The organism is Gammaproteobacteria bacterium (genome assembly GCA_028819075.1).
GTDB lineage: Bacteria > Gemmatimonadota > Gemmatimonadetes > Longimicrobiales > Gaopeijiaceae > BD2-11.
In genome coordinates this window covers 40,633-55,321 of sequence record JAPPMM010000049.1, presented here as the reverse complement: position 1 = coordinate 55,321, position 14,689 = coordinate 40,633, and the positions used below count along the sequence as shown (strand labels likewise).

The 14,689-nt window shown below is 69.9% G+C and carries 17 protein-coding genes; all 17 read left to right on the top strand.

Features of this window, described 5'->3' with window-relative positions:
- The first annotated feature begins 28 nt into the window (after window positions 1-28).
- The 17 genes from OXU32_13365 to OXU32_13285 all read left to right on the top strand — a co-directional run bounded on the left by OXU32_13365 (window position 29) and on the right by OXU32_13285 (window position 14,685).
- Window positions 29-373, top strand: coding sequence for an energy transducer TonB (locus OXU32_13365; GenBank protein MDE0074941.1), 345 nt, complete (start codon window positions 29-31; stop codon window positions 371-373).
- 28 nt (window positions 374-401) lie between these two features.
- Complete coding sequence (locus OXU32_13360) at window positions 402-1,793, top strand: pyridoxal-phosphate dependent enzyme (GenBank protein MDE0074940.1); 1,392 nt, start codon at window positions 402-404, stop codon at window positions 1,791-1,793.
- 25 nt (window positions 1,794-1,818) lie between these two features.
- Window positions 1,819-2,844 (top strand): D-alanine--D-alanine ligase, encoded by a 1,026-nt coding sequence (locus OXU32_13355; protein MDE0074939.1) that lies wholly within the window; start codon window positions 1,819-1,821, stop codon window positions 2,842-2,844.
- The gene (locus tag OXU32_13350; protein ID MDE0074938.1) at window positions 2,841-3,695 is read left to right on the top strand and encodes a rhomboid family intramembrane serine protease; all 855 of its coding nucleotides are present in this window, start codon (window positions 2,841-2,843) and stop codon (window positions 3,693-3,695) included. Before OXU32_13355 ends, OXU32_13350 begins: the two co-directional genes overlap by 4 nt.
- A gap of 83 nt (window positions 3,696-3,778) precedes the next feature.
- The gene (fusA, locus tag OXU32_13345; protein MDE0074937.1) at window positions 3,779-5,869 is read left to right on the top strand and encodes an elongation factor G; all 2,091 of its coding nucleotides are present in this window, start codon (window positions 3,779-3,781) and stop codon (window positions 5,867-5,869) included.
- 15 nt (window positions 5,870-5,884) lie between these two features.
- Entirely contained in the window at window positions 5,885-6,634 is a 750-nt protein-coding gene (locus tag OXU32_13340) for a YebC/PmpR family DNA-binding transcriptional regulator (protein ID MDE0074936.1), read from the top strand.
- A gap of 25 nt (window positions 6,635-6,659) precedes the next feature.
- Window positions 6,660-7,160, top strand: a complete 501-nt coding sequence (gene ruvC, locus OXU32_13335) for a crossover junction endodeoxyribonuclease RuvC (protein MDE0074935.1) — start codon at window positions 6,660-6,662, stop codon at window positions 7,158-7,160.
- Window positions 7,157-7,756, top strand: a complete 600-nt coding sequence (gene ruvA / locus OXU32_13330) for a Holliday junction branch migration protein RuvA (GenBank protein ID MDE0074934.1) — start codon at window positions 7,157-7,159, stop codon at window positions 7,754-7,756. The genes ruvC and ruvA overlap by 4 nt, the downstream gene beginning before the upstream one ends.
- Complete coding sequence (ruvB, locus tag OXU32_13325; GenBank protein ID MDE0074933.1) at window positions 7,753-8,817, top strand: Holliday junction branch migration DNA helicase RuvB; 1,065 nt, start codon at window positions 7,753-7,755, stop codon at window positions 8,815-8,817. Before ruvA ends, ruvB begins: the two co-directional genes overlap by 4 nt.
- Window positions 8,814-9,908: a tRNA preQ1(34) S-adenosylmethionine ribosyltransferase-isomerase QueA gene (gene queA, locus OXU32_13320; GenBank protein ID MDE0074932.1), complete on the top strand. Its 1,095-nt coding sequence runs from the start codon at window positions 8,814-8,816 to the stop codon at window positions 9,906-9,908. Before ruvB ends, queA begins: the two co-directional genes overlap by 4 nt.
- Window positions 9,905-11,065: a tRNA guanosine(34) transglycosylase Tgt gene (gene tgt, locus OXU32_13315; protein ID MDE0074931.1), complete on the top strand. Its 1,161-nt coding sequence runs from the start codon at window positions 9,905-9,907 to the stop codon at window positions 11,063-11,065. Before queA ends, tgt begins: the two co-directional genes overlap by 4 nt.
- A gap of 48 nt (window positions 11,066-11,113) precedes the next feature.
- Window positions 11,114-11,455: a preprotein translocase subunit YajC gene (gene yajC, locus OXU32_13310; protein ID MDE0074930.1), complete on the top strand. Its 342-nt coding sequence runs from the start codon at window positions 11,114-11,116 to the stop codon at window positions 11,453-11,455.
- A 10-nt stretch (window positions 11,456-11,465) separates the two neighbouring features.
- Window positions 11,466-11,984 carry a peptide deformylase gene (gene def / locus OXU32_13305; GenBank protein MDE0074929.1) on the top strand — a complete coding sequence of 173 codons (519 nt, stop codon included), beginning with the start codon at window positions 11,466-11,468 and terminating at the stop codon, window positions 11,982-11,984.
- Window positions 11,981-12,928 (top strand): methionyl-tRNA formyltransferase, encoded by a 948-nt coding sequence (fmt, locus tag OXU32_13300; protein MDE0074928.1) that lies wholly within the window; start codon window positions 11,981-11,983, stop codon window positions 12,926-12,928. Before def ends, fmt begins: the two co-directional genes overlap by 4 nt.
- Window positions 12,925-13,545 carry a thiamine phosphate synthase gene (locus OXU32_13295; GenBank protein ID MDE0074927.1) on the top strand — a complete coding sequence of 207 codons (621 nt, stop codon included), beginning with the start codon at window positions 12,925-12,927 and terminating at the stop codon, window positions 13,543-13,545. Before fmt ends, OXU32_13295 begins: the two co-directional genes overlap by 4 nt.
- The gene (gene thiS / locus OXU32_13290) at window positions 13,542-13,769 is read left to right on the top strand and encodes a sulfur carrier protein ThiS (protein MDE0074926.1); all 228 of its coding nucleotides are present in this window, start codon (window positions 13,542-13,544) and stop codon (window positions 13,767-13,769) included. Before OXU32_13295 ends, thiS begins: the two co-directional genes overlap by 4 nt.
- A 130-nt stretch (window positions 13,770-13,899) precedes the next feature.
- Window positions 13,900-14,685 (top strand): thiazole synthase, encoded by a 786-nt coding sequence (locus OXU32_13285; GenBank protein ID MDE0074925.1) that lies wholly within the window; start codon window positions 13,900-13,902, stop codon window positions 14,683-14,685.
- Window positions 14,686-14,689: the final 4 nt, after the last annotated feature.

Below are 14,689 nucleotides of genomic sequence, written 5' to 3'. Positions count from 1 at the left end.
CAGGCGTTCCCGGGCCGGGACCGGGCGCTTGGCAATCCTGGCTCTCGGGGTCCCCGCTCTCGCGGCCTGCGCAGGCGATGGCGACGTGGAGGAGCCCGCGCCCCTCGGCGACGCGACCCCCATCGAATACCCGCTCGAGATGTGGGATCAGGGGATCGAGGGCGAGACCGTGCTCCAGGTGCGCGTCAACGAGCTGGGGGAGGTGGATTCCGTCGCGGTGATCGAGACCAGCGGCCACGAGCCGCTCGATTCGGCCGCCGCCGAGGGCGCGCGTGCGATGCGCTTCCAGCCCGGCCGAAGGGACGGCCGGGACGTACCGGTATGGGTACGCATCCCGGTGCAGTTCTCCAGGCAGTCGGGCCCCGAATCGTGATGCGCGGCAGAGCGGAGGGATCGCGGCCATGAGCGTCCGCAATCGCGAGCCCTACGACAACGTCATGGAGATGGTGGGGTGGACCCCGCTGGTGCGGCTGCACCAGGTGTCCGCCGACTGCCGCACCCCCGTCTACGGCAAATGCGAGTTCATGAGCCCCGGCGGTTCGGTGAAGGATCGCATCGGGCTCGCCCTGGTGAGCGCGGCGGAGCAGGACGGGACGCTGCGGCCGGGGGGCGTGATCGTCGAAGCCACCAGCGGCAACACCGGGCTGGCGCTCGCGATGGCTGCGGCGACCCGCGGGTATCGCTGCATCTTCACCATGCCCGACAAGATGAGCCAGGAGAAGGTGAAGCTGCTGCGCGCCTTCGGGGCGGAGGTGGTGATCACCCCCACGGCCGTCGGGCCGGATCACCCCGACCACTACCAGCAGGTCGCCCGCCGCATCGCCCGCGAGACTCCCGGTGCGGTGCTCGCCGACCAGTTCTACAACCTCGAGAACCCGAAGGCCCACTACGCCACGACCGGGCCGGAACTCTGGGAGCAGAGCGGGGGGCGCATCACCCACCTGGTGGGCGGGGCGGGCACCGGGGGCACCATCTCCGGCGCCGGCGCATACCTGAAGGAGCGGAATCCGGCGGTCGAGGTGGTGGGCGTGGATCCCGTGGGCTCGGTGATCTCGTCGTTCTTCAACACCGGCGAGATGGGGGAGGGCCACCCCTACCTGGTGGAGGGGCTCGGCAACGACAAGATCCCGGGCGCGCTCAACCTCGACGTGGTGGACGCCTACGTGACCGTAAGGGACGGCGAGGCCTTCCGCATGGCCCGGCGGCTCACCACGCAAGAGGGGCTCTTCGTGGGCGGCTCCTCGGGACTCAACACGCACGCGGCCGTGGAGCTGGCGCGCCGGCTGGACGACCCGGAGGCCTTCGTGGTCGCGATTCTGTGCGACTGGGGAGAGCACTACCTTACCAAGATGTACGACGACGAGTGGATGCGGGAAAACGGCTTCCTGGAGCGCGCGCGCAGGAGTGTCCACGACCTGGTGCGCGCCAAGGAGCCGCTGGGCTTCCGGCTGCTGACGGCGACGCCCTCCACCCCCGTGCGCATGGCGCTGTCCACGCTGAGCAGCCACGGCGTCTCGCAGTTGCCGGTGGTCCGCGACGGGGACTGCGTGGGCTCGCTGAGCGAGGGGCGGCTCATGGCGCGGGTCATTCAGGACCCCGGGGTGCTGGACGACCCGGTGGAGACGGTCATGAGCTCGCCCTTCCCGGTCGTTGACAGCCATCTCGACGCCGACAAGGCGACGCGGCTGTTGACCCGGGAGAATCCGGCGGTCCTGGTGAGGACCAACGGCAGGCTCGAGGACATCCTCACCCGCTTCGACATCGTGCGAACGCTCACGGGAGCGGCCGGTTGAGCGGCGCCCGGCCGGGGACGGGGTGATGAAGGTCGCCGTGCTCATGGGCGGCAGCTCCGAGGAGCGGCCGGTATCGCTCGTCTCCGGCGCCGAGGTCGCCGCCGCCCTGCGCGGTCGCGGCCACGAGGTCGTGGCGGTCGATCCCGCCTCGGGGGTGCTCAGCCGGGAACGGGAACGGGAGCTGCGCGAGTCGGGGGTGACCCGGGAGGCGCCGCCCTCCACGGGGCCGGGCGGCAGCGATCCTCTGCTCCTCCTCGGCGAAGCGTTGCGGGCGTGCGCGCCCGACGTGGTCTTCCCGGCGCTCCATGGGGGGGCCGGCGAGGACGGCACGGTCCAGTCGCTGCTCGACCTGATCGGGGTTCCCTACGCGGGGAGCGGGCACACCGGCTGCGCCCTGGCCATGGACAAGGACCTCACCAAGCGGCTGCTGCGCGACGCCGGCATCCCGACCCCCGAGTGGATCACGGGACGCGTGTCCCCGGAGCGCGTCGCCGCCGAACTGGGGCTGCCTCTGATCGTCAAGCCCCCGAGGGGCGGGTCGACGCTGGGCCTCACGCTGGTTCATCGCGCCGACGGGATTCCCGCAGCGGAGGGGCAGGCGCTGGCATACGGCGGCGAGGTCATGTTCGAGCGCTACGTGCGGGGACGGGAGCTGACCGTCGGCATCCTGGGCGAGGAGGCACTGCCGCCCGGTGAGATCATCCCCGAAAACGAGATCTTCGACTACGAGTGCAAGTATCAGCCGGGAATGGCGCGCGAGATCTTCCCGGCCCGCATCCCGGAGGATGTCGCCGCCGGACTCCGCCGGCAGGCGCTGGCGGTGCATGGCGTCCTCCGGCTGGAGGGCTTCAGCCGGGTCGACTTCATACTGGACTCCGCGGGCACCCCATGGTGCCTCGAGGCGAACGCGCTTCCGGGGCTCACCCCCGCCAGCCTGCTGCCGCGGGCCGGACGCGCCGCCGGGCTGTCCTTCGGCGAACTGTGCGAGCGCATCGCCATCCTGGCGCTGTCCGGACGCGCCGCGCCCGTCGCCGCCGGCTCGCGCGCATGAGCTGGTCGTCCTTCGAGCCGGGCTACGGAGCCTCCGTGCTCACGCCGTGGGTGAAGCGGCTGCTGATCGCCAACGCCGCGATCTTCCTGTTCATGTGGATCAGCGGAAGCGCGGGCTTCTTCGTGGAGTGGTTCGCCTTCCGGCCGTCCCGCATCCTCACGCGTCCGTGGGGCGCGCTGACCTACATGTTCCTGCATGCGGGCTTCTGGCATGTGTTCATCAACATGCTGATGCTGTTCTTCTTCGGCCTGCCGCTCGAGCGGCGATGGGGTTCGCGCGAGTTCATCAAGTATTACCTGCTGTGCGGACTCGGAGGAGTGGCCCTCAGCTTCGTCTTCCAGTCGTCGTCAATCATCGGGGCGTCGGCGGCGGTGTACGGCCTGATGGTCGCCTTCGCCATGACCTGGCCGGACGCGCCCATCTACATCTGGGGGATCTTCCCCGTCAAGGCGAAGTGGCTGGCCGCCTTCCTCTTCGTGGTGAGCACGCTGAGCGCCTTCGGCGGAGGAGGGGACGGAATCGCCCATTTCGCCCATCTGGGGGGGCTGGTCACGGGGTTCGTCTATCTCAGGACCGACTGGCGAACCCCCGAGTGGCTGCGGGGGCGCGGGGGCGCGGGTTCCTCCCGTCCTGGCGGAAGATCCGGCTCCGGTACGACCCCCGGAGGGCGGTCAAGGCGCCCGCCGAGTTCCTCCGGTGCGCGGAGAGGTGGCCGGAGGGCCGACGAAGAAGCCCTGCTGGACGAAGTGGACGCCATCCTCGACAAGATCTCGCGCAGCGGGATGAGGTCGCTGACGCGCAAGGAACTCGAACTTCTCAACGAGGTTTCCCGCAGGCGCCGCTCTTCCTAGGTTCCGCTCCCGGCGGTATCCGCCGTAACCACGACGCCGCGCCGCGTCGCCTCAACTCAACACCCTGTTTTTCAGGAGGTCAGATGGCGGAAGGGAAGGAATACCTGACGGAGAACATCCGCAACGTGGCCGTACTCGGTCACGGCGGCTCCGGAAAGACCATGCTGGTGGACGCCCTCGCCTTCGTAGGGGGCACCGCACGGCGCAAGGGCAACGTGGCGGAGGGTCACGCCCTCACCATGACCGCGCCCGAGGAGATCCAGCACGGGATCTCGATGCAGCTCACTCCCGCCTTCAGCGAGTGGAAGGGTACCAAGATCAACCTGATCGACACGCCCGGATACCTGGACTTCACCGGGGAGGCCCTGGCGGCGGTCCGGGTGGCGGACGCGGCCGTCATCGTGGTGAGCGCGACCTCCGGCGTCGAAGTCGGGACCGAGCGGGTGTGGCGCTACTGCGAGGAGCGCGGCATCCCGCGCATGTTCTTCGTTTCGATGATGGACAAGGAGCACGCCGACTTCCGCAAGGTCTTCGAGGACATCAGGGAGAAGCTCGCGGAGAGCGCGCTGCCGGTGGAGATACCGGTGGGCGCGGGGCCCGGTTTCCGCGGGATCATCAACCTGTTCAGCGGGCGCACGCACATGTATCGCGACGGTTCCGCCACCGGCGAGTACGATGAAGCCGACGTCCCCGCCGACCTCGAGGACATCTTCGAGGAGTGGACCACCGAACTGCAGGAAACCCTCGCGACCACCGACGAGGAGCTTCTGGACCGCTACCTGGAGGGTGAGGAGATCACGCGCGAAGAAGCTCTCGAGGCCATGGCCATCGCGATGGAGCGGGATGAGGTGGTCCCGGTTCTCTGCGGATCCTCGACGCGCGTCTACGGGATCCGGGCACTGCTGCGCAAGATGGTAGAGCTCTTCCCCGATCCGTCCGAGTCAGGCAGCCACTCCGCGTCCCGGCCGGGCCTGGACCAGGAGGCGGAACTCCAGGCGACCGATGACGGATCGTTCGCGGCGCTGGTCTTCAAGACCGCGACCGAGCCGCATGTGGGCGAACTCTCCTACTTCCGCGTGTTCAGCGGCGTCGCGGTCAACGGGATGGACGCACACAACGCGGGCCGGGGCTCGAGCGAGAAGCTGAACCACGTTTCCATACCTCTGGGACGGGAGCGCCTGGAGGTGCCGCGGCTGCACGCCGGCGACATCGGCGTGGTGGCAAAGCTCAAGAACACCGCCACCAACGACACGCTGTCCTCGCCCGGCCGGCCTCTCGTTCTCGACAGGATCGACTTCCCGAAGCCGGACGTGTCCGTGGCGATGAAGGGCGCGACCCGCGCCGACGACGACAAGATCGGCGAGGCCCTGCAGAAGCTGCACGACGAGGATCCGACCTTCCATGCCGAGTTCAACCCCGAACTGGGACAGACCATCGCGCGGGGGCTAGGGGAACTGCACCTGGACGTCCAGATGCAGCGCATGAAGCGCAAGTACAACGTCAGCGTCGAGACCGAGCAGCCCAGGATCGCCTACCGGGAAACCATCACGCGAACCGCGGAAGGGCGCGGACGCTTCAAGAAGCAAACCGGCGGGCGGGGTCAGTTCGGCGACTGCTGGGTGCGCCTGTCGCCACGCCCGCGCGGCGACGGTTACGAGTTCGTGGACAACATCAAGGGAGGCGTCATCCCCGGGAAGTACGTGCCTTCGGTGAACAAGGGCATACAGGAGGCGGCAGGCAAGGGCATCCTGGCCGGGTTCGCGCTGGTGGACTTCGCGGCCGAATGCTACGACGGCTCCTACCACTCGGTGGACTCCTCCGACATCGCGTTCAAGGTGGCCGGGTCGCTGGCCTTCCGCGAAGTCGCGTCCAGGGCGGGTCCGGTGCTGCTGGAGCCGATCATCGAGGTGGAGGTGTCGACGCCTGACGAGTACATGGGCGACATCATGGGCGACATCACGCAGCGTCGCGGCAAGGTGCAGGGCATGGTGCCCGGCAACGGAAGCACCACCGTGCAGGCGCTCGTCCCGGAAGCCGAACTCTACAAGTACGCCACCGCCCTGCGCTCCATGACCCAGGGGCGCGCCCACCACACGCGCACCCTCGCCGGCTACGAACCGATGCCGGCGCACGAGGCCCAGCAGGTGATCGAGGCGCTCAAGGCGGAGGAGTAGGGCAGGAGGCAGCCCGTGGCGGGACACAGCAAGTGGGCGCAGATCAAGCGCAAGAAGGCCGTCAACGACGCGAAGCGCGGACAGATGTTCACCAAGCTCATCCGCGAGCTGACGGTGGCCGCGCGCGACGGCGGAGGAGATCCCAACTTCAACCCGCGCCTGCGCCTGGCGGTGGACACCGCCAAGGCCGGCAACATGCCCCAGGAGAACATCGAGCGGGCGATCAAGAAGGGGACCGGTGAGCTCGCCGGCGTCAACTACGAGGAAGTGGTCTACGAGGGCTACGCCCCCGGCGGGGTCGCGCTCTACATCGAGACCCTGACCGACAACCCCAAGCGCACGGTGGCGGCGGTGAGACACCTCCTCACCAAGAACGGAGGCAGCCTGGGAACTGCCGGGTCGGTGGCGTGGCAGTTCGACCGCAGGGGTCAGATCTACATCGAGGCGGCCGGGCACTCCGAGGAGGAGGTGCTGGAAGCGGCGCTGGAAGCGGGAGCGGAGGATGTCGTGCAGGAAGGGGGCGATTTCATCGTCACGACCGATCTGGCTTCCTTTCACCAGGTTCAGGACGACATGCGGGAGGCCGGAATCAGCGTCGCGCAGGCGGAGCTGGCGATGATTCCGCAGAACGAAGTGGACGTGGCGGGCAAGACCGCGGAAAGACTGGTCCGTCTGATGGAGGCGCTCGACGGATCGGACGACGTGCAGAAGATCTCGTCCAACGGCAACATCGACGAGGACACCCTGGCCCGGCTGTCGCAATGAGGGTCGGCCGGCCGCGAAGCGGACGGTGAGGGCGCCGGACGGGGCGCTGATCGTGCTCGGGGTGGATCCGGGCACGGCGCGCACCGGCTACGGCGTGGTGGCCAGCGGCGAGGGCAGGTTGTCGCTGCTCGAATGCGGGGTGGTGCGCACCCGGCCCCGGCGCCCGCTTGCGGATCGCATCCGCCACATCTTCGAGGCGATGCAGTCGATCGTCCAGCGCTTCGAGCCCCACGTGCTCTCCGTCGAAAAGGTGTTCCAGGGGAAGAACCCGCAGAGCGCGCTTACGCTCGGCCATGCACGGGGCGCCATCCTGTTGGCGGGCGCGCTCGCCGGGGTCCAGATTGCCGAGTACTCGCCGACCGCGATCAAGAGCGCGGTCGTCGGCACCGGCCGGGCCACCAAGGAACAGGTGGGGTTCATGGTCAAGACACATCTGCGGCTGGTCTCCCCGCCGTCGCCGGACGACGCGGCCGACGGGGTGGCGGCCGCGCTCTGCCACTGCCTGATCGGGGACCGGCCCGGATGATCAGCCGGCTGCACGGGGTTCTGCTCGAGCAGGACATGGATTCGGTCGAGGTGGAGACCGCGGGCGGCGTCGTGTATCAGGTTCACGTGCCGGCCACGGTGGCAGGACGCCTGCCGCCCTCCGGCGAGCAGGTGCGGCTGCGCACGGTGCAGGTCGTGCGCGACGATTCGGTCGCCCTGTACGGCTTCCTGGAAGTCCACGAGCGCGACATGTTCCAGCGCCTGCTGGGGACGACCGGGGTCGGCGCCAAGCTGGCGCGCGAGATGCTCTCGACCTACTCCGCCCGGCGTCTGGCACAGGCTCTCGCCAACAAGGAGACGGCCGTGCTCACCCGCGTGAGCGGGGTGGGAAAGAAGACGGCCGAATTGCTCATCCTCAGGCTCAGCGACAAGGTGCGCGACCTCGCGCTGGCCCCGGCCGGGGGCGAGGCGGCGCCTCACGGCGCGCGGGAGGCGGTCAACGCGCTCATGGCTCTGGGGTACTCCTTCGCGCAGGCGGACGAAGCCGTTCGCGGCGTGACGGCCGGCGGAGGCGCGGGAGAGGAGATGAAGACCGAGGAACTGATCCGGAGGGCGCTGGAGCGCATTGGCCGGTGACGGATCGCTACGACGTGACCACGCCCCGTGAGCTCTCCGGGGAGGGTGGTGCGGAGCTGTCCCTCCGCCCGGCCAGCCTGGCGGAGTTCATCGGTCAGGCGAAGGTCCGGGAAACGCTCTCCATCGCGATCGCGGCGGCCCGCAAGCGGGGCGACGCGCTCGACCACCTGCTCTTCCATGGTCCTCCCGGGCTCGGCAAGACCACCCTGGCGCTCCTGCTCGCCTCCGAGATGGGGGTCGGCGTCAAGTTGACCTCCGGGCCGGTGCTGGAGAAGCCCGGAGACCTGGTGAGCATCCTCACCAACCTGAACGCCCGGGACATCCTCTTCATCGACGAGATCCATCGGCTGCGGCCCATCGTCGAGGAATTCCTCTACCCCGCCATGGAGGATTTCCGCGTCGAGATCCGGCTCTCCGACGGACCGGCCGCGCGCACCGTCACCATGCAGATCGAGCGCTTCACCCTGGTGGGCGCCACGACCCGCTTCGGGCTGCTCACGGAACCGATGCGCGCGCGTTTCGGGATGGTCGAGCGGCTCGACTTCTACGGGCCCGAGGAGCTGACCCGGGTGGTTCAGCGGAGCGCGGACATCCTGGGGGTGGATACGACGGAAGAGGGCACCTTCGAGCTGGCGCGTCGCGCTCGGGGCACCCCCCGGGTGGCCAACCGGCTGCTGCGGCGGCTGCGCGACTACGCCGAGGTGCGCGCCGACAGCGTGATCAGCGGCGAGGTCGCGCGCGCGGGGCTCCGGCTGCTCGAGGTGGACGAGTACGGGATGGACGAGATGGATGCGCGCGTGCTGCGCACCATCATCGAGAAGTTCGGCGGGGGCCCGGTGGGGCTGGCTTCGCTGGCGGTGGCGCTGAGCGAGGACGAGGGAACCCTGGAGGAGGTCTACGAGCCGTTTCTGATCCAGAACGGCTTTCTGGAGCGCACCCCGCGCGGGCGCAAGACCACGGAGCGCGCCCACCGGCGGTTCGGCCATCCATCGACCGGGAAGGAGGGGCGCTCGGACGCCGGACCGGGCGGAGACGGCCAGTCGTCGCTCTTCCGGTCATGAAGGCCGGACGCGACGCCACCCGGGACTTCGGCTATCACCTCCCCGAAGACCGCATCGCGCGCTACCCGGCAGCGCGGCGCGACCGGAGCCGCCTGCTGGTCGCGCCCGGCTCCGGGGGACCCTTCGAGCATCGGGTGTTCCGCGACCTTCCCGGCCTGATGCGGGCCGGCGACGTCCTGGTGGTGAACGAGTCGCGGGTGCTCCCCGTGCGCCTGCTGGGAGCCAAGCCGACGGGCGCGCGCGCCGAGGTGTTCCTGCTGCGGCCGCTGGGGGAGGAGCGCCCATCGGTCGCGGGTGGCAACGATGGGCGCGGGCGCCCCGCCGGCGGCCACATGTGGGAGGCGCTGGTGCGGCCCGGCGGCAAGCTCAAGCCCGGGCGCACGGTGGAGGTCGCCCCCGACCTGGTGGTCCACATCGTCGACTCGACCCCCGACCACGGCCGCATCGTGCGCGTCGAGACTCCGCTGCCGGTCGAGGAGGCGCTCGAGCGCTACGGCCGCGTGCCGCTCCCCCCCTACCTGCGCCGCCCGGACGAGCCGGTGGATCGCGCGCGTTACCAGACGGTGTACGCGCGCACGCCGGGCTCGGTGGCCGCCCCCACCGCGGGCCTCCATTTCACCCGCGAGCTCATGGATGCGCTGGAGGCGGGCGGGGTGCGCATCGCGTGCGTCACTCTGCACGTGGGGGTGGCGACCTTCCGCCCGGCGGGGCCTGACGGCGGCGACCCGCGCGGTCCCGGCGAGGAACGCTACCGCATCACGCGCGAGGCTGCGGCGCGGGTCGCCGCGGCGCGCGCGGGCGGGGGACGGGTGTGGGCGGTGGGCACCACGGTGGTGCGGACGCTTGAGAGCGCGGCCGACGGGACGGGCGGGGTGCGGGCGGGCGGCGGCACGACCGATCTCTTCATCCGCCCGCCCTTCGACTTCCGGGTCGTCGACGCCCTCATCACCAACTTCCACCTGCCCCACTCGACCCTGCTCATGCTGGTGGCCGCCTTCGCCGGCCATGAGCGCACCATGGACGCGTATCGCGAAGCCATCGACCAGGGGTATCGGTTCTACTCCTACGGCGACGCGATGGCGATTGCGTGAGCAACGACGTGGCTTCGGCCTTCTCGTTCGCCGTCGACGGCCGCGCCGACCACGCTCGTGCCGGGGTGTTCTCCACGCCCCACGGGAGCATCCAGACTCCCGCGTTCATGCCCGTCGGCACCCTCGCCAACGTGAAGATGCTGACCCCGGAGGAACTCCGGAACCTCGGCGCGCGCATGGTGCTGGCCAACACCTACCACCTCTACCTGCGTCCGGGGGCAGAGGTGGTGCGCGAGCTGGGGGGCCTCCACGCCTTCATGCGCTGGCCCGGTCCCATCCTGACCGACTCGGGCGGGTTTCAGGTCTTCTCCCTGAGCCGGATCAACCGCATCCACGACGACGGCGTCGTCTTCCAGAGCCACATCGACGGCTCCCGCCACCACTTCACGCCCGAGAGCGTCGTCGACGTCCAGCGGGCCCTGGGCGCCGACGTCATCATGGCGTTCGACGAATGTCCGCCCGGCGACGCCGGTCGGGCCTCGGTGGCGCGGGCCAACCGCCGCACCCTCGCCTGGCTGGAGCGGTGCGCGCGGCGCTTTCGGGCAACCAACACGGAGCAGGCGTCCGCTCAGGCTCTCTTCCCGGTCCTGCAGGGCGGCGTCTTCGCAGATCTGCGGCGTGCCTGCGCCGTCGACGCCCGTGGAATTGAGGACTGGCACGGCTTCGGGATCGGAGGGCTCAGCGTCGGGGAGAACAAGGAAGACATGTGGCGCATCCTGGAGCTGCTGGACGGCGAGCTGCCTGGCAGCCGTCCGCGCTACCTCATGGGGGTGGGGTATCCCGACGATCTGCTGGAAGCGATCGCGCGCGGATGCGATCTCTTCGACTGCGTGGCGCCCACCCGCAACGCGCGCCATGGAACCGCGTGGACCTCCCGCGAGGGCCAGGTGAACATGAAGGGCGCGCGCTTCCGGACCGACACGGATCCCCTCGACCCTGCCTGCACATGCTATACTTGCCGGCGGTTCGATCGTGCATACCTGCGCCATCTGCTGGTTGCGGGCGAGGGGCTGGCCCAGCGGCTGATCTCCATCCACAACCTGAGTTTTCTGGTGCAGCTGGCGAGCGAGGCCAGGCGCCGGATCATCGACGGCTCCTTCCCGCTGTGGCGCGCGGAATGGCTGCTCCGGTATCGTAGAGCGCGGACGAAGAAATAGAACATCAACCACCGGCCCCGGGCCGGCGCATCATCGGAGGAACGCATCTTGGCACTCTGGATCGCGATATCGGCCCAGCCGCTCCTGCCGTCACCTCTTCTGGGGGTGCCCCAGGGCGGGGGAGGCGGCTTCGTCTTCTTCATCCAGTTGATCGCGATCATCGCGATCTTCTACTTCCTGCTGATCAGGCCGCAGCGCAAGGAGCAGCAGCGTCACCGTGCAATGGTGGCGGCGCTCAAGAAGGGGGACCGGGTGGTGACCGCGGGCGGGATCGTGGGCAAGGTGATTCACGCCCAGGAACAGCACCTCACCATCGTGACTGCGGAAAACACCCGTCTCGTGATCGAGCGCTCGAAGATCGCGACGCTCACAAACCCGCGGGACTCGTAGCCGTATCGGGATGGCTCTGCGCAGGATCGAGCTGTACGGCAGCGAGGTTTTGCGGCGTCCGGCGGACCCGGTCGACGACGTCGATGACGAGGTGCGCGCGCTGGTGCGCGACATGTTCGAGACGATGTACGACGCCAAGGGCATCGGGCTGGCGGCGCCGCAGGTCGGCATCTCCCGGCGCGTCATCGTGCTGGACGTGGCGGAGGAGTCCGACGAGTCGAACCCCGTAGCGCTGGTGAATCCCCGGCTGGCGAGTTGGACGGCGAAGAAGGACAAGCAGACGGAGGGGTGCCTGAGCATCCCCGGGGTGGAGGCGGTCGTGCAACGCCCGGTATCGGTTGTGGTGGACGGCACGGACCCGGAGGGAAAGGGTGTGCGACTCGAGGCGGAGGGCCTGTTCGCGCGCGCCCTGCAGCACGAGATCGACCACCTGGACGGCGTGCTCTTCGTCGATCGGCTGAGTCCCCTCAAGCGGCAGCTGCTGCTCAAGAAGTGGAGGAAGCTGCAGGCCGAAGCCGCGGAGCCGTGAGGGTTCTCTTCTGGGGAACGGCGATCTTCGCCCTTCCCTCCCTCCGAAGCCTGGCCGATGCAGGCCATGAGATCGTGGGCGTGGTGACACAGCCCGACCGCCGGGCGGGCCGCGGACGGCGCCCGCGGCCCACGCCCGTGAAGGAAGCCGCCCTCGCCGCGGAATACCCGGTCTTCACCCCCGGGCGCCCGGGCCGCCCCGCCTTCCTGGCGCGCATGCGGGGCCTCCGGCCGGACCTCTCGGTGGTCGCCGCGTACGGGCACTTCCTGAGCCGCGAGGCGCTGGATCTCCCCGCCCTCGGGTCGATCAACGTGCACGCTTCCCTGCTCCCCGCACTGAGAGGCGCGGCCCCGGTGCACTGGGCCATCGCGCGCGGCCACCCGGTTACGGGAGTCACGATCATGCGCATGGTGAAAGCCATGGACGCCGGTCCCATCCTGCGGCAGGAAAGGACGGACATCCTCTCCGACGAGACCGCCGGCGAACTCTACGAGCGGCTGGCGCGGATGGGCGGCGGCGGGCTGGTGCGAGCCCTGGAGATGATGGACGCGGGCACGCTGGAGGAGCAGCCGCAGGACCACGCGCGGGCCACCTTCGCCCCCCGTCTCTCCCGACGCGACGCGCGGCTGCAGTGGGCTCGGCCCGCAGTGGAAGTGGCCCGCTGGATGCGCGCCATGGACCCGGCGCCCGGCGCGTGGAGCGAGCTGGAGGGCAGCCCCCTCAAGCTTTTTCGTCCGCGCGTGGTCCATGGCGGTGCCGCCACGGGACCAGAGGACCCGGAGCCCGGCACCGTGATCGGGGCGGACCCCGGCAAGGGGTTCCGCGTCGCGGCCGGGGAGGGCTCGGTAGAGGTGGGCGAGGTGCAGCCTGCCGGAAAAAGGCGCATGCCCGCGCGCGACTGGCTGCGGGGCCGGGCGGGCCGGGCGGGGCAGCGGTTGCGATGATACCCCCGCTGCACGTCGTCACCGACGACCGCATCCTGGCGAGATCGAGCTTTTCCGCGTCGGCCCTCGAGGTGCTGGAGGCGGGCGGCGCACGGGTCGCCCTCCACGTGCGCGGGCCGCGCACCTCGGGGCGCGCGCTCTATCGGGCCGCCGCCGGCCTCATCCGCCCGGCGCGCCGCAGCGGCGGCTGGCTGGTGGTCAACGATCGCGTGGACGTGGCCCTGGTGCTGGGCATCAGGCGCGTTCACCTGGGCGGCCGGTCGATGCCCGCGGCGGTTGCCCGCCGCCTTCTCGGAGCGGATGCCCATGTGGGCCGTTCGGTGCATTCGGCCGCCGAGGCCGGTGGGGATGACGGCCGGATCGATTATCTTCTTGCGGGAGCGGTGTTCGCGACGCCTTCCCATGCGGGGATCGCACCGGGCGGAATCGAAGTGGTGCGGGCCGTCAAGGCCGCAAGCCCGGCCCCCGTGGTGGGCATCGGAGGCATCACCGCCGGCCGGGCGCCACAGGTGCTCGCCGCCGGCGCCCGCGGAGTGGCGGTCATCCGCGCGGTGTGGGACGCACCATCGCCCGGGGATGGCGTGAGGCGTTTTCTGGACTCGTGGCCCGAGGAGTGACAACCACCGGAATGGACGGCAAGGTGACGATCCGCCTGAACGGAAAGGCGCGAGAGGTGGGCGCGGACATCACCGTGTCCGGCCTCCTCGACGAGTTGGGCCTGGTCCCCGGGATGGTGGTCGTCGAACGCAACCGGGAAATCCTCGCCCGCGAGAGCTACGCCACGGTGCGTCTGAGCGAGGGCGACCAACTGGAACTGGTTCACTTCGTGGGCGGCGGGTGATGCTTCCGGCGGCAGGGAGCCGCGGGGAGCGGAGTTGCGACCCCCGCCAGGCCGCCGAGCCTGATAACGCAGTAGACAACAATATATGTCAGTAGATACCAGTACCGGCGGACGGAGCCAAGAGGCGGTGATGTCGACACACGCGAGCGCCGACACCCCGTTCGTGGTCGGGGGCAGAGAGTTCCGCTCCCGCCTGATCGTGGGGACCGGCAAGTATCCCGACAACGAGACCATGGTGCGGGCCATCCGCGCCAGCGGCTCGGACATGGTGACGGTGGCGGTGCGGCGGATAGACCTCGACCGCACCCGCGAGGAAGGTATCCTGTACCATCTCGACCCCGGCGAGTTCTTCCTCCTGGCCAACACCGCGGGCTGCTACACCGCCGCGGACGCAATCCGCTATGCGAGGCTGGCCCGCGCCGCGGGGTTCAACGAGTGGCTGAAGCTGGAGGTGATCGGTGACGAGACCACCCTGCTCCCGGACACGCAGGCGACCCTCGACGCCGCCCGGGTGCTCGTGGCGGAAGGGTTCAAGGTGATGGCCTACACCAACGAGGACCTCATCACCGCCCTTCGGCTGGAGGATGCGGGGTGCGTGGCGGTGATGCCCCTCGCGAGCCCCATCGGGAGCGGCCTCGGGCTGCTCAACCCGTACTACGTGCGCGCGATCAAGGAGCGCTGCGAGGTCCCGATTATCGTGGACGCCGGGGTGGGCACCGCCTCGGATGCCTGCCTCACCATGGAGCAGGGGGTGGACGGGGTGCTCATGAACACCGCCATCGCGGCGGCCCGCGATCCCGTGCGCATGGCGGCCGCGATGCGCGAGGCGGTGGTCGCGGGCCGGCTCGCCTACCTGGCAGGCCGCATGCCCACGCGCGAGGTGGCGGTCCCCTCCTCGCCCCCGCTGCCGGAGTAGCACG

Bases quoted from the DNA above. Each gene is read 5' to 3' on its own strand.
- OXU32_13360 (MDE0074940.1), top strand. From the start codon at position 402: ATGAGCGTCCGCAATCGCGAGCCCTACGACAACGTCATGGAGATGGTG.
- OXU32_13355 (MDE0074939.1), top strand. From the start codon at position 1,819: ATGAAGGTCGCCGTGCTCATGGGCGGCAGCTCCGAGGAGCGGCCGGTA.
- OXU32_13350 (MDE0074938.1), top strand. From the start codon at position 2,841: ATGAGCTGGTCGTCCTTCGAGCCGGGCTACGGAGCCTCCGTGCTCACG.
- fusA (MDE0074937.1), top strand. From the start codon at position 3,779: ATGGCGGAAGGGAAGGAATACCTGACGGAGAACATCCGCAACGTGGCC.
- ruvA (MDE0074934.1), top strand. From the start codon at position 7,157: ATGATCAGCCGGCTGCACGGGGTTCTGCTCGAGCAGGACATGGATTCG.
- queA (MDE0074932.1), top strand. From the start codon at position 8,814: ATGAAGGCCGGACGCGACGCCACCCGGGACTTCGGCTATCACCTCCCC.
- def (MDE0074929.1), top strand. From the start codon at position 11,466: ATGGCTCTGCGCAGGATCGAGCTGTACGGCAGCGAGGTTTTGCGGCGT.
- OXU32_13295 (MDE0074927.1), top strand. From the start codon at position 12,925: ATGATACCCCCGCTGCACGTCGTCACCGACGACCGCATCCTGGCGAGA.
- OXU32_13285 (MDE0074925.1), top strand. From the start codon at position 13,900: ATGTCGACACACGCGAGCGCCGACACCCCGTTCGTGGTCGGGGGCAGA.